General features: G+C 34.4%; 12 protein-coding genes. All 12 read right to left on the reverse strand.

The window, feature by feature from the left end:
- Positions 1-69: 69 nt before the first annotated feature.
- The 12 genes from A9G28_RS10040 to ilvI all read right to left on the reverse strand — a co-directional run bounded on the left by A9G28_RS10040 (position 70) and on the right by ilvI (position 13902).
- Positions 70-579 (reverse strand): hypothetical protein, encoded by a 510-nt coding sequence (locus A9G28_RS10040; protein ID WP_065580588.1) that lies wholly within the window; start codon positions 577-579, stop codon positions 70-72.
- A 103-nt stretch (positions 580-682) separates the two neighbouring features.
- On the reverse strand, positions 683-1168 hold the full coding sequence (locus A9G28_RS10045) for a hypothetical protein (RefSeq protein WP_065580589.1): 486 nt from the start codon (positions 1166-1168) through the stop codon (positions 683-685).
- Between the two features lie 365 nt (positions 1169-1533).
- A complete protein-coding gene (locus A9G28_RS10050; protein WP_065567076.1) occupies positions 1534-1728 on the reverse strand; it encodes an SMI1/KNR4 family protein in 195 nt (64 codons plus the stop codon).
- A gap of 35 nt (positions 1729-1763) precedes the next feature.
- Complete coding sequence (locus A9G28_RS10055; RefSeq protein ID WP_065567075.1) at positions 1764-2189, reverse strand: hypothetical protein; 426 nt, start codon at positions 2187-2189, stop codon at positions 1764-1766.
- A gap of 111 nt (positions 2190-2300) precedes the next feature.
- Positions 2301-2861: a hypothetical protein gene (locus tag A9G28_RS10060; RefSeq protein WP_065580590.1), complete on the reverse strand. Its 561-nt coding sequence runs from the start codon at positions 2859-2861 to the stop codon at positions 2301-2303.
- Between the two features lie 190 nt (positions 2862-3051).
- On the reverse strand, positions 3052-3960 hold the full coding sequence (locus A9G28_RS10065) for a lysine exporter LysO family protein (RefSeq protein WP_065580591.1): 909 nt from the start codon (positions 3958-3960) through the stop codon (positions 3052-3054).
- Between the two features lie 142 nt (positions 3961-4102).
- Positions 4103-5047 carry a VirK/YbjX family protein gene (locus A9G28_RS10070; RefSeq protein ID WP_065580592.1) on the reverse strand — a complete coding sequence of 315 codons (945 nt, stop codon included), beginning with the start codon at positions 5045-5047 and terminating at the stop codon, positions 4103-4105.
- Positions 5048-5273: 226 nt separating this feature from the next.
- The gene (gene eno, locus A9G28_RS10075) at positions 5274-6575 is read right to left on the reverse strand and encodes a phosphopyruvate hydratase (RefSeq protein ID WP_065566679.1); all 1302 of its coding nucleotides are present in this window, start codon (positions 6573-6575) and stop codon (positions 5274-5276) included.
- A 46-nt stretch (positions 6576-6621) separates the two neighbouring features.
- On the reverse strand, positions 6622-8259 hold the full coding sequence (pyrG, locus tag A9G28_RS10080) for a glutamine hydrolyzing CTP synthase (RefSeq protein ID WP_065566680.1): 1638 nt from the start codon (positions 8257-8259) through the stop codon (positions 6622-6624).
- Between the two features lie 604 nt (positions 8260-8863).
- A complete protein-coding gene (locus A9G28_RS10085) occupies positions 8864-10981 on the reverse strand; it encodes a TonB-dependent receptor (RefSeq protein ID WP_065580593.1) in 2118 nt (705 codons plus the stop codon).
- 708 nt (positions 10982-11689) lie between these two features.
- Positions 11690-12184 carry an acetolactate synthase small subunit gene (gene ilvN / locus A9G28_RS10090; protein ID WP_065566682.1) on the reverse strand — a complete coding sequence of 165 codons (495 nt, stop codon included), beginning with the start codon at positions 12182-12184 and terminating at the stop codon, positions 11690-11692.
- On the reverse strand, positions 12184-13902 hold the full coding sequence (gene ilvI, locus A9G28_RS10095; protein ID WP_065580594.1) for an acetolactate synthase 3 large subunit: 1719 nt from the start codon (positions 13900-13902) through the stop codon (positions 12184-12186). The genes ilvN and ilvI overlap by 1 nt, the downstream gene beginning before the upstream one ends.
- Positions 13903-13994 lie beyond the last annotated feature (92 nt).

The following is a 13994-nucleotide window of genomic DNA, read 5'->3' on the forward strand; positions in this document are numbered from 1 at the left end:
TTATCATAAATGATAATATTATTAATACACTTAAATCTTGTTTTAGCGCAGTAATTACCCTATCATCAATCACTTGCTTAGTCTAGCATCTGAGCGCGGTTCAATTTTTCTTATACCAAGCTTATTTATTTTTTCTAAAATTAAATCATAACAATATTGAATATCGCCGTCTTTTTCTAAATGCACTCCTTCTAAGTTGACTTTATAGGTACCTTTGGGAATATTAGCCTTATTCCAACCAGTATATTCTTCCCATTCCCAAAAAGTTGCCATATCGGCAATATATAAATCGCCAGTGATATTAAGATAAAAATATTTATCACTGAATATTACACGCCTATCATCATTACTGGGCATTTCATTTAAAAACAATCGAACGATATAGCCACCATCATCAATCCCCATGATAGGTAAGGCAATACCTTCATCAAGCACAACATCACCTTTATCTGTGGTTGTAAATTCTTGAAGAATGTTTTTTCCATTCTCTATTTTCCCGCCAAAAAGAGTCAGTATTCCTGGATAATCAAAAATAATTATCCCATTAAAATCAACGTCAATATGTATTGTTTTAACCATATCTGGCTCCCAAATTTTTATTCAATTATTTATTGTGTTATCGATTCAATTTTTGTATTTAAACTTTTTATAGAAAAGAAAAGACGTTTATATTTATTCATGTTCAAAAAGGGATAGCTATTTTCTTTTGAAGTTTTTCTTCAAAAACGATTATTAACGCCTGAAAAATGTTTTCCCAATTTCTAATATATGCTAATGAATCAACTTCTATAGAAAAATCAGGTAGTAATTTATTCGGCATTCCAGTAGATTTACCTTGTTTATATGATAAAAGGATCGTTTCATCTTTCACTTCATAGTATAAATAAAAATCAGATCCTTGTTCACAAAACCATATTGTTTCTTTTTTAGTGTGTGATAATTTGGCCGCATTTATTGAGTTAATAATGTCATCTAAACAGATCAAAAAATCAGAAAACAGATCTAAAGTAACGTTTAACCCATTTTTAAATGTGATATGTATCAATCCATTAATATATTGAGATAACTCAACAAGAGCAAATTCAAAAGAGGATAGCTCCATTTCATCCTGATCTAAAAATTCATCCAATTCAGGGGGTTTCTCGTTAATAACTAAACTAATATTCATATCTTAATTTTCCTATAAATAAATTGGCTACAGCAACAGCTTTATTTTTTGTGATAACATGCTTAATGTTATGTGTTTAATTTAACTATGTGCTTAATAAAAATGCCCACATAAAAATATACGCAATGTTATTCAATGAATTCTAATCAAAAAGGTGCTGATGCTATATTTGAAAATATCAATATCTGAGCAATTTATTTTACCAAATTGAAAATCAAAATAGTTCTAAAGATTTGTGCCATAATAAATAATATCAATGTTCTACACTGATAAAACTGGGGCTAATTGTTGTGTCGCTCTTGTTAATTTATCTTCTCGTTTTTCTGTCTCGGTTCCCCAATAATTGGTAACCATAAATGATTATATTAAATATCAAATAAAAGCGCATGGATAGGAGCATGTAAGGCTTGTCGAATGTAGTTTTGATTTTCAAGCGTATAATCATTCCAATAATAAAAACCGGGCGAAGTGGGCAATATTTCCATTAAAAATGATTTTAATTCAGATGGAAAAGTAATTTGATAATATTCTTCTGCATGTTTAATTTCCGTGGCAGTCATGCCTTTATCAAATGATATATTTTGATTGATACGTATTATCTAATTGATACCACGCCTACTTTACCTTCTTGAGATAAACCGATAACGATGCCATTTCCCTCAAGCTGTATCACATTATATATGTTATTAACATGCCAGCCTTTTTGTTTAGATAATGCCAGCCAATCATTAAGTTTCCAGTTAGCTACTTCGCCAAAATCAACCACTTTTTTTCTAACACCATGCAAATCAATATCTATCGCTATCACAATGTTATTTTCTGAATAAATAGTAACATTACCATATATATGACAATATATTTTTGTTTTTTTATTTAGTTTTGTGGTAGGCAACTCTGGCTCTCCCATTATTTCATAAATAACTGAATCAGGCGCACCAATATGAAGCCCATGAATTCGTAATTTATTAATGACATGAATCAATTGTATTTGAAATAATGGTTTCCACTCTTTATTCATCATCAACAGCCTAAATTAATATTGTATTTTTCCTATTACAAGCAATATCACTAGACAAATACTTTATCATGACCTAAAAAATTCATAAAAAAATTACACTGTATGTTTTAAGATTTAATGGGTGTTATGTTGATTTATAAAATCAATGACAGGTTGCCAAATTTCTTGTTCTGGCGCTTGATAATCCCATAAAGGTGTGACTAAATCATCTAATATTTTCAGTTTAGTATTAAAATTTTGTGAATAAATTTGACGTTGTTCTTGTGAAATAGCTAATAGTCTTTCAGAGTATATATATTTGCGCTTTCGTCGAGGGTTTTCAATAAAATTAGCTAACCCCAATAATTCTGCTTGGTCTTTACATTCTGTATAGGAAATAGGATAGGTCTGTTCGACCTGTTCAATAGCTTCCGCAATAGCTGATAAATTGACAGCTTGCATTGCTGGCACAATATATTTTGCTATAGAAAAATTCCATAAAAGATTACACCAACCATCACTTTGCCAGTGGCAAATAGTATTAATGACAACAAAGGCATAAAAAGCCTTTCGCTCCAGTTTTATGTGTAGTTCTGATTCACAAGGTATGCATTCACAAATCTTATCAAAAAATTCTATTATATCTTCAGGATCGGATAGTTTTTTATTTTGCGTTAATGTATTAATCGTTATCATTTTGACTCTTCATTCTATTTTGCTTCAAATTTTATTTGAAAAGCAGTATTAAAATCATACTATTTTAAGCAATTGAAAGGTTCACTCCTACACAAAATAGGTAGAGGCTACAGCCCCTTGGTCTATTGAGAATATTTTAAAATATCTTTTATAAAAAGAGTTAGTTAATATTGCTTATTATATTGATTTTTTAAGCAATTCCATAATTAAATAGCGTCATAAATATTGGCATAATCAATGTTAATAAAAAGCCTTGAACAATTGCTGGAGGCACTATGGTTACCCCTGCTCCTTTTTGCAACATGGGTAATGTGAAATCCATTGAGGTGGCGCCACATAAACCAAGTGCGGTAAATTTATAGCGTTTTATTAAAGTTGGAATTAATATGATAGCAGATAGTTCACGCAAAATGTCGTTTAGAAAAGTAGTACTACCAATAATTGGTCCATGAGCTTCAGTCATTAAGATGCCTGATAACGAATACCAACCAAATCCTGATGACATTGCTAACCCAACATGTATTGGTTGGCCTAATATTAATGCAGCAATAATACCACCTAAAAATGCACTAATGACAACTATAATCGTTGTCACGATCCCCACTTTATTGAGCAAAATTTGTTTTAGTGAAATATTATTGCTACGTAGTTGAATTCCAATTAATAGCAATAAAAAAACGAGTACAACCTTGGTAATATCTTCGCTATATTGCCAAATAAAAAGTGGCAATAACCCCACAACAAAACCAAGAGCTAGCGCAATGCAAACACGTAATGACTCTAAGATCATTTTAAAGCGAGATTCATAAGTTTGAACTGTACTTGAAGCTTGCGAAGGAAAACACCGCTCAATCAATATCAAAAAGATAAAATTGCCACCAAATGTGCATAGAAAAATAATACCAGTATAAAATAGAATAATTTGTAAGTTAGCAGTAAGATTATCTAAGCGGGCAAGCTCGCTACCCATAATAAACAGAATAAAATAAACCATCCAGCTTAAGGTTTGGTTAATTTTGGTAATCCAATTCGGTTCATTTAATTTAATCAGATAGCCTATACATAAAGGCACTAGCGCAATAAGAATACCAAAATACATTTTATATTCCTTAACAGTTTATTTTTGTATTTATACTATAAAAAATGGGTTTATTGGATTTTAACATCGCTTGTGTGAATTTAATACAAGCGATTTATTTGTATTCGTTTTAGAAGTACTTAAGTGCATTAAAATAACAAATTTATTTTAATGATGTTAATTGTTCTTCTATTTTGGTTTGAAGTTGATCTAACAGTGTATAACGGTTACGGTATTCTGAACGTTTTTTGCTAGCGATTTCTTCAATTGATTTTCGATGAATTTGGTTGGGTAGTAAAAATAAACCTTGAGCATCTTGTTTGCCATCAATAGTTAACCAAAATTCATCATAATCAGACAAAATACGTTCCTGACGACTATTATAGCGCCAATTGTTGTATATGTGAGTTTTGTTCCCTACAGCAATAATTTGTGTTAAGTGATAATAACGTGCAATGATTAATGCCGCTTCAACAGCAATGCGCTTAGGAAATAGCCCATAACATGCTTTAGTTGCTTTTTGTACACGCGTGCGTGCATCAGAGTAGCCAGTACCTTGTAATCCTGCAATGAAAAGAGTGGGCTTACCTTGATATTCAATAATGGAAAATGTTAATGTTGCTAAATCAATTCCATCACTATCATAAAAATAAAGGCTAATTTCACCTTCCCTCGCAAATTTGTTACGAGCTTGAACCGCAATTTGGATATTGGTTTCATTTTTAACCGACATATCTGCCAGTATAAAAGGTGATTGCGGGTTGTAAAATGCTTTAGTCAAGCTATCAGACTGTTTTGCTAAAAAATCATAATGATAGACTAAGGCATCATATCGCGCTTTTTGACTTAGACAAGATGCCAAATAAGGTCGTTGCAATTTACACGGTAAATTTGTTTGACACGAAAAGTAATAGCCAAGTAACGGGTACTGTCTTAATTTATCAAGCCATTTTAAAGTTATTGGGCTTAAAAACAAGGTTCTTAAAAAAAACTTATAACGATAGGTCGAGTTAAGCCATAATTCATTTAGCGGTAGTTTACCAGTATAAAGCCAGTTAAAGAGTTGCCATTTACTTTTTGGCTGAGACATATTCGTAATATTATTCATAAGTAGAGCTTTAAATCGAGTTAGTTATTTTATCAATTATAAGGAGGCTTATTAATCAATACATATTGATTTTTCAAAAGCCATAAACAATCAAACGGTAAGAGTACAACACAACCTTAGTTGGTGCAACTATTCCTACATTAAGCAGGATTAAATTATATGAAAATAAAAAACGGTGAACTAGTCACCGTTTTTATAAGTGATAATTTAGTTTATCAAAAACTAATTATTGACCCTTAACTTCTTTTAAACCGTTAAATGGTGCTTTTGAACCTAAAGCTTCTTCAATACGAATTAATTGGTTGTATTTAGCAACACGATCAGAACGGCTCATTGAACCCGTTTTGATTTGGCCAGCAGCTAAACCAACAGCTAAATCAGCAATTGTTGAATCTTCAGTTTCACCACTACGGTGAGAAATAACCGCAGTATAACCAGCATCTTTAGCCATCTTAACTGCAGCAATAGATTCAGTTAATGTACCGATTTGGTTAACTTTAACTAAGATTGAGTTAGCGATACCTTTTTCAATGCCTTGTTTGAAGATTTTAGTGTTAGTAACAAATAGATCGTCACCAACTAATTGGATTTTGTGACCTAATGCTTTAGTTTGGTATGCCCAACCATCCCAATCGCTTTCGTCTAAACCATCTTCAATTGATACGATTGGATATTGCTCAGTTAAGCTTTCTAAATAGTGAGTGAATTCTTGAGAGGTGAACTCTTTATTTCCTTCACCTTTTAATACGTATTTACCAGTTTCTTTGTTGTAGAATTCAGAAGCTGCACAGTCCATCGCTAAAGTAATATCTTTACCTAATACGTAACCAGCTTTTTCTACTGCTTCTTTAATGCAAGCTAAAGCTTCAGCATTTGAGCCTAAGTTAGGCGCAAAACCACCTTCGTCACCAACAGCAGTATTCATGCCTTTAGCGTGAAGCACTTTAGCTAAGTTGTGGAATACTTCAGAACCCATACGGATTGCTTCACGTACTGATTTAGCACCAACTGGTTGAATCATGAATTCTTGAAGGTCGATATTGTTATCTGCGTGCTCACCGCCATTGATGATGTTCATCATAGGTAATGGCATTGAGTATTGACCTGGAGTGCCATTAAGATCCGCAATGTGTTGATAAAGCGGAACACCTTTAGCGGCTGCTGCTGCTTTAGCTGTTGCTAAAGATACAGCAAGAATTGAGTTAGCACCTAAGTTAGATTTAAAATCGGTGCCATCTAAATCAAGCATGATTTGGTCGATTACTGCTTGATCTAACGCATCTTTACCAACAACTGCTTTAGCAATTGGACCATTTACGTTTTCAACTGCTTTTAATACGCCTTTTCCTAAGAAACGAGATTTGTCACCATCACGAAGTTCTAGCGCTTCACGAGAACCTGTTGATGCACCTGATGGAACGATTGCCAGACCAACAAAACCGCCCTCTAAATGAACTTCAGCTTCAACAGTTGGGTTACCACGAGAGTCGATGACTTCACGACCATGTACTTTAACGATTTTTGCCATGTTATTTTCCTCTATATGACAGATATTGATATATATTAATTCAAAACTATTTTTGTTGCTGCTCTTGGTATGCTTTGGCAGCTTTTATAAAACTACTAAACAGTGGGTGCCCATCTCGTGGTGTTGAAGTAAATTCAGGGTGGAACTGACAAGCAACAAACCATGGATGGTCTGGAATTTCAATGATCTCAACCAACTTTCTATCTGTTGAAAGACCAGTGACTTTTAACCCTGCCTTAACCACTTCTGGTAATAAATTGTTGTTTACCTCGTAACGATGGCGGTGGCGCTCAGTAATTGACTCTTTCTTATACATATCAAATACTAATGAATCTGGCTCTAAATGACAAATTTGTGAGCCTAATCGCATCGTACCACCTAAATCACTATCTTCACTGCGTTGAACAACGTTACCTGATTTATCGCTCCATTCCGTGATTAAAGCAATGATTGGATTTGAGCAATCTTTAACAAACTCAGTTGAGTTAGCATCTTTAATACCAGCAATATTACGTGCATACTCAATAATAGCCACTTGTAAGCCAAGGCAAATACCTAAATATGGGATTTTGTTTTCACGCGCATAGCGAGCAGCCATAATTTTACCTTCGACACCACGATAACCAAATCCGCCAGGGATTAAAATCGCATCTAAACCTTGAAGTAATTCTGCACCTCGAGATTCAAGATCTTCCGAGTCAATATAACGGATATGAACGGTTAAACGGTTTTTTAACCCCCCATGTTTTAAAGCTTCATTGACAGATTTATAGGCATCTGGCAAAGCAATATATTTACCCACCATACCAATAGTGACTTCACCAACAGGGTTGGCTTCTTCATAAATGACTTGCTCCCACTCAGAAAGATCGGCTTCTTTACATTCAAGATTAAATCGTTTGCAAACAAAAGTATCCAAGTTTTGCGATTTTAATAATGCCGGAATTTTATAGATAGAATCGACATCTTTAAGCGAAATAACAGCGCGCTCAGGCACATTACAAAATAACGCGATTTTAGCGCGTTCATGAGCAGGGATAATACGATCGGAGCGACAAATTAATACATCAGGTTGAATACCAATTGACAATAATTCTTTTACTGAATGCTGTGTTGGTTTAGTTTTCACTTCACCTGCTGAAGCTAAATATGGCACTAATGTTAGGTGCATAAATAAGGTATGCTCACGACCAACATCAACCGCTAATTGACGGATCGCCTCTAAAAATGGCAGTGATTCAATGTCACCTACCGTACCACCAATTTCGACAATCGCAACGTCAAATCCTTTTGCGCCATCAATCACTCGTGACTTAATTGCATTAGTGATATGTGGAATGACTTGCACCGTCGCACCTAAATAATCACCGCGACGCTCTTTACGTAACACATCAGAATAAATGCGTCCAGTCGTGAAGTTATTTTTTCGCGTCATTTTAGTGCGAATAAAGCGCTCATAATGCCCTAAATCAAGATCAGTTTCGGCACCGTCTTCAGTCACAAATACTTCACCATGCTGAATAGGACTCATTGTGCCTGGATCGACATTAATATAGGGATCAAGTTTGAGCATGGTGACTTTTAAATTGCGGGCTTCTAAAATTGCAGCTAATGATGCTGCGGCAATGCCTTTACCAAGTGAAGAAACGACACCGCCTGTAACAAAAATATAATTCGTGACCATTAATACCAGACCATTATTAATTTAATAGAATAATATCGCACTGATTTTAAACCTTAAAAACCAAAGCAATATACGATGAATCAGACGGGAAATTAGTATAACAGAATCTACTTTGTCTCACAATTGAATAATTAATTTTAACTGTTTCTTTAAGCGCGTTAGCAAAATTTATTTTTTAAAGGAACTACTTTTTATTAATACATTGAGAATTTATTATACCTATATTAATCGAGTTATTCTTTTTAGTGGCATTTTATACATTCATCAGCAATTTTTAACCATTTTAATGTTCGTAAAAACCCTTTGTTTGAATAACACAGTCTATTAAGGAATTTATCTTATTGAAAAATAAAATTTTTAAACATTTTTATTCAATTCATGTTTTATTCACTTGAAATTTTTAGACAATACTTCAATTGCTAAATTATTAGCATCTACATTCGACATTAAACTACTTGCTTTTGTGCTATATAGCAAAGTGCTAATTAACTTATTTTTTGCCTAAATGCCCTAAATTTATTAACAACATACTGAATTATATTACTTATAATTATTTACCAATTCTAATCCTCAAATAATTCAGTATTTGTTTTTTTATATCACTTTATAGTTTATAACTTGCAGTCAGCAAGAAAGCTCTCGGAGTGCCTGGCATACTACTTGAACGCCAATATGCTTTACCTAACAAATTAGTCAATGCCAACGTTACCTCAAAGGATGGCGATTGATAACCAACCGCAGCATTCCATACACTATAACCAGCACGTTTAAATTGATTTTTATCATCGTTATACATAGCTCCTTTATAATTGACTTCCAATTCTGTAAACCAATTATCGTAAGGTAAATAACGAATGCTTAAATAACCACTATTTTTAGCAGTATTAGGCAAATATTTTCCTTGGTTGGCCGGTGTTTTTTTATCTTTGTGAACTTTGGCTTGTTGATAACCAATACCACTATTTATATACCATTTTGATGCCAACTGACCAATAACACTTAACTCTATGCCTCGGCTACGATCACTACCTTTAACCGCCCAATTATAAGGATCGTTAATAGCATCAGGTTGATAACGGACATTGTATAATTCAAGATCATAAAGGGCTATTTGAGAAGAAAGCTTATCATCTAACCAATCACTTTTGACACCAATTTCATACTGGCGTGAATATTGAGGTTTATCATCATAAACTGTTTTTGAGTCAGTAGATATAGTAATAAGCCCACGCCCGCCATAAGGTGCAAAATTTTTACTATAAGAAGCATAAAAACTCTGTGATTCTATAGGTTGCCAAATTAAACCAACTCGAGGACTTAACGTGTGTCCATCATATGAACGATTTTGGTGTTTTAATTTATCGTCTGATGCAAATTTATAATCGTCATAACGTAATCCTGCCAGTAACTTCCACTGTGTTGTAAAACTGATTAAATCTTGCCAATAAAAGCCTGTCGATGTTGCTTTATGGTTAGTTTTGGTATTTAATTTATTGTAATGAGGCTTTTGGGAATGCCAATGAGGATGAAAAGGATCAACGGCCTCAGGATAAGCGCTTGTTAAGGCTAATCTTGGCTGACGTTTTTCAATGTTATATTCCACACCAATAAGCATATCATGAACAATACTGGCCGTATTAAATTTTCCCATTAAATCAACAGTATTGCTATAGGTTTTATTGGCTGTCTCTTGCCAAGCGCGGCGAAATTGCAACTTCCCCGGATGGACACAAGCTTTGCCGTTGTTCAATTTTCCATTTAAATGGCAATAACTACCCGCATAAATGTGATCGAAGTTTTGAGCTGCTTGGCGGTATAAATTCGTTAATTTAATTGACCAATCATGATTAAATGCAAATCCCATAACAGAGCGTAATGAACTAAAATTATCTTTCACATAATCATCTGGATGAGCATAAGACGTTTTAGTTGACACGCCTTTGGGTAAATCATAATAAGCTGGCGGCCGATCAGGTTTACGCCACAAATGATCATGCGTGTATTGAACTAACCAATTAAATCCCTCTAAATTATCATAAAGTAGGCTTGGCGACACCATTGTATCTCTTTGCTTAATCCCTTTACGAAAACTTTTATCTGATTGATGATCAATAGTCATTCGCATTACCAGTTTATCATGTAAAATATGATTAATATCAATCATACCACCATATTTATCCCATGAACCTCCACGTAAGCTTAAGGTTGTTGGTGAATCAAAATTAGCTTGTTTACTAATCATATTAATTATTCCACCACCCGAACCCCGTCCATAAAGCACAGATGCGGGACCTTTCAATACTTCTATTCGTTCTATATTTGCAGTACTTTGCCTAACCTGCCCACTAGCACGAACGCCATCACGATAAATATCACCAGAGCTTGCCGAAAAACCGCGAATTTTTACCCCCTCATCACGCATATCATATGTTGTATCAACTCCAGGCAATTTATTTACTATTACATTTAAATCACTTTGCCCATAAATTTTCTGTTGCTCAAGATTCACTGAATTGATCGTTTGCGGAACATCTTTGATATCAAAAGGCATTTTTGTCGCTGTTGATGATTTTTTTATCCGCTGATCATTATTATCTTTAACATTAGCGATAACTTTCATGGTCTCGATATTAGTATCATCTTTAATATTTTCCTGAGCACAAACAATAACCGATGCTGTACTCAATAAGCCGAATATGGTTAATTGATTAACGAATTTCATTGTTTTTCCTATCTTTTATTGTTTTATCAAACCTAAAAATTAATAGTAATGATAACTATTATCATTTGCATTATCAACTTATTTTATGAATTTTGAGCAATTTGCAGGAAAACGCTTACATTGTTTATAGTGATTGGAAAAATTATGGCGAAGAATAGACATAAATTATTATCGAAAAAATAAGTAAAAGTCATCTCAATAATATAAATAAAAATCAGAGGAAAACATTATGGCCAAAAAAGTCAGTACAGTGTTCAGATAACAGACGGTTGACAATGCTTTATCAATACCTGTCTTTGGTTAGCCGAAATCCTTAACCATTTAACTATTGCTAAATTATGCTTGATAAAGGGATGAGGAAAATCAGGTGCAGGTAAACCGATAACAGTAAAAATTATCGCCTTGAATATATTTAAATCTATTATAATCAAGTTTATCGACACTCAGCTGATGGCTCAATATCGCCAAAATAAAATGAAAAGTAGCATTACCTAAATAATATATTTATAACGTCGAGTATTATCTAATATTTTGCCGAGAAGGAAAATTACGAATATTATTTAATATATCAATGAAATAAGCCTTTTCTGGCTTATCGATTCTAGATGAATAGCACCTATTCTTTTTATATGAATGATTTCAAATTTTCTTTTGCTTAAATTAAGGCACACAACGCGCCTTAATTAAATATATTAACTAAAAATACAGTTATTTGACTGTTCTTTCACTACGCGATAAACCAATGATCCCAGATCGAACCATTTCAACAATATTACATGTTTCGCGAATTGAAGCTAAAAATGAGTCTAACTTTTCACTGGTGCCCGATAATTGCACAATATAATGTGTTGCGGTGACATCCACGATCGATCCCCTAAAAATATCGGCACAACGTTTTACTTCGTCACGCGCATCAGCGCCTTTTGCGGCAACTTTGACTAGCATGATTTCTCGCTCGACATGTGGTCCTTCGGTTAAATCATGCACGCGATAAACATTAACCAATTTATGCAACTGTTTTTGGATCTGTTCAAGCACATGCTCATCGCCTGTGGTTTGGATTGTCATACGATGCATAGTTGGGTCTTCAGTTTGTGCGGTGGTTATTGTTTCAATATTAAAACCCCGCTGTGAAAACAAGCCAATAATTCGTGACAATGCGCCCGGTTCGTTTTCAGTTAAAATTGATAATATATAACGCATTAGGTTCTCTCCGTTTTACTAAGCCACATTTCGTTCATTGCGCCACCTCGCACTTGCATTGGGTAAACATGTTCAGTAGCATCAGTCATGACATCAACAAAAACCAAACGGTTTTTAATTTCCAGTGCTTGTTTAAGTTTAGACTCAAGCTCTTCACGCTTAGTTATTACTATACCTACATGGCCATAAGCTTCTGCAATTTTAGCAAAATCAGGAAGGGACTCCATATAAGAACTCGAATGTCGGCCAGCATAAATCATATCTTGCCACTGCTTAACCATGCCTAAAAAACGGTTATTTAAATTTAAAACTAGTACAGGCAAACCATATTGCAAAGCTGTTGAAAGCTCCTGTATATTCATTTGAATACTACCGTCACCTGTCACACAAACAACGGTTTTTTTAGGAAATGCTAATTTAACACCAAGCGCTGCTGGCAAACCGAATCCCATCGTGCCAAGTCCACCTGAGGTAATAAAATGGCGTGGTTTATCAAACGGGTAATAAAGTGCCGTGAACATTTGATGTTGCCCTACATCGGTTGCCACAAAGGCATCCCCTTTGGTCAATTTATATAATACTTCAATTGCTTCTTGTGGTTTGATGCTTTGCCCTTCATGACTATAAGCTAAACAGTGACGAGCGCGCCAGTGTTCGATCTGCTTCCACCAATCAATCAAAGCATCAAGATCACGTTCAGTATTTAATTCATCTAACATTGACAACATCGTTTCAAGAACAACTTTTGCATCACCCACCACAGGGATCGAAGCCAAAATAGTTTTAGAAATAGAAGTAGGATCAATATCAATATGAATAATCTTGGCTTTTGGGCAATATTTTTCAACATTGTTGGTAGTTCGATCATCAAAACGAGCACCAATTGCAAAAATCACATCAGCGTTATGCATAGCCATATTGGCTTCATAGACGCCATGCATACCAATCATGCCAAGATAATGTTTATCGGTACAAGGAAAAGCGCTAATCCCCATTAATGTTGAAGTAACAGGTAAATTGAGTTTTTCAGCTAGCGTTTTAATTTCCTGACTTGCATCAGAGGCAATTGCGCCTCCACCAATAAACAACACTGGTTTTTTTGCAGTTAATAGCGTCGTTAATGCTTTTTTGATCTGCTTTTTATGTCCTTGAATAGTTGGATTATAAGATCGCATTAAGACAGATTTTGGGTAGTGATAATGATATTTATTAGCTGGATTAACAATATCTTTTGGCAAATCAATCACCACTGGACCTGGTCGTCCAGTCGAAGCGATATAAAACGCTTTTTTGATAGTTTCTGGAATATCTTTACTGTCTTGAATTAAAAAACTATGTTTAACAATGGGGCGTGAAATGCCGATCATATCACATTCTTGGAATGCATCATTACCAATTAGATTACTGGCGACTTGGCCAGACAATATAACTAATGGCACAGAGTCCATATAAGCGGTTGCAATACCAGTAATTGTATTGGTTGCTCCAGGGCCTGAGGTAACTAAAACAACGCCGACATCGCCTGTTGCTCTAGCATAACCGTCTGCCATATGTACCGCTGCTTGTTCATGACGAACTAAAATATGTTCAATGCCGCCTAACGTGTGAATTGCATCATAAATATCAAGAACACTACCACCGGGATAACCAAAAATCTGCTTTACGCCTTGGTCAATCAAAGATTGAATAACCATTTCTGCACCTGACAGTTTTGCCATGGTTGTTGCCTCCAATGTAACTGATTTGTCATTTTCTGAATCATTTTGCATCAACTTGTAAACAAAATCAATAAAGTCAATTAACTAAGTAC

The sequence above is a fragment of the Gilliamella sp. Fer1-1 genome, assembly GCF_001690825.1.
GTDB lineage: Bacteria > Pseudomonadota > Gammaproteobacteria > Enterobacterales > Orbaceae > Gilliamella > Gilliamella apicola_C.

What these genes read in the sequence shown, in the direction of transcription:
- A9G28_RS10070 (WP_065580592.1), bottom strand. Translation starts at nt 5,047, where the DNA reads ATGAATAATATTACGAATATGTCTCAGCCAAAAAGTAAATGGCAACTC.
- A9G28_RS10040 (WP_065580588.1), bottom strand. Translation starts at nt 579, where the DNA reads ATGGTTAAAACAATACATATTGACGTTGATTTTAATGGGATAATTATT.
- A9G28_RS10045 (WP_065580589.1), bottom strand. Translation starts at nt 1,168, where the DNA reads ATGAATATTAGTTTAGTTATTAACGAGAAACCCCCTGAATTGGATGAA.
- A9G28_RS10065 (WP_065580591.1), bottom strand. Translation starts at nt 3,960, where the DNA reads ATGTATTTTGGTATTCTTATTGCGCTAGTGCCTTTATGTATAGGCTAT.
- A9G28_RS10085 (WP_065580593.1), bottom strand. Translation starts at nt 10,981, where the DNA reads ATGAAATTCGTTAATCAATTAACCATATTCGGCTTATTGAGTACAGCA.
- A9G28_RS10050 (WP_065567076.1), bottom strand. Translation starts at nt 1,728, where the DNA reads ATGACTGCCACGGAAATTAAACATGCAGAAGAATATTATCAAATTACT.
- pyrG (WP_065566680.1), bottom strand. Translation starts at nt 8,259, where the DNA reads ATGGTCACGAATTATATTTTTGTTACAGGCGGTGTCGTTTCTTCACTT.
- eno (WP_065566679.1), bottom strand. Translation starts at nt 6,575, where the DNA reads ATGGCAAAAATCGTTAAAGTACATGGTCGTGAAGTCATCGACTCTCGT.
- ilvN (WP_065566682.1), bottom strand. Translation starts at nt 12,184, where the DNA reads ATGCGTTATATATTATCAATTTTAACTGAAAACGAACCGGGCGCATTG.
- ilvI (WP_065580594.1), bottom strand. Translation starts at nt 13,902, where the DNA reads ATGGCAAAACTGTCAGGTGCAGAAATGGTTATTCAATCTTTGATTGAC.
- A9G28_RS10055 (WP_065567075.1), bottom strand. Translation starts at nt 2,189, where the DNA reads ATGATGAATAAAGAGTGGAAACCATTATTTCAAATACAATTGATTCAT.
- A9G28_RS10060 (WP_065580590.1), bottom strand. Translation starts at nt 2,861, where the DNA reads ATGATAACGATTAATACATTAACGCAAAATAAAAAACTATCCGATCCT.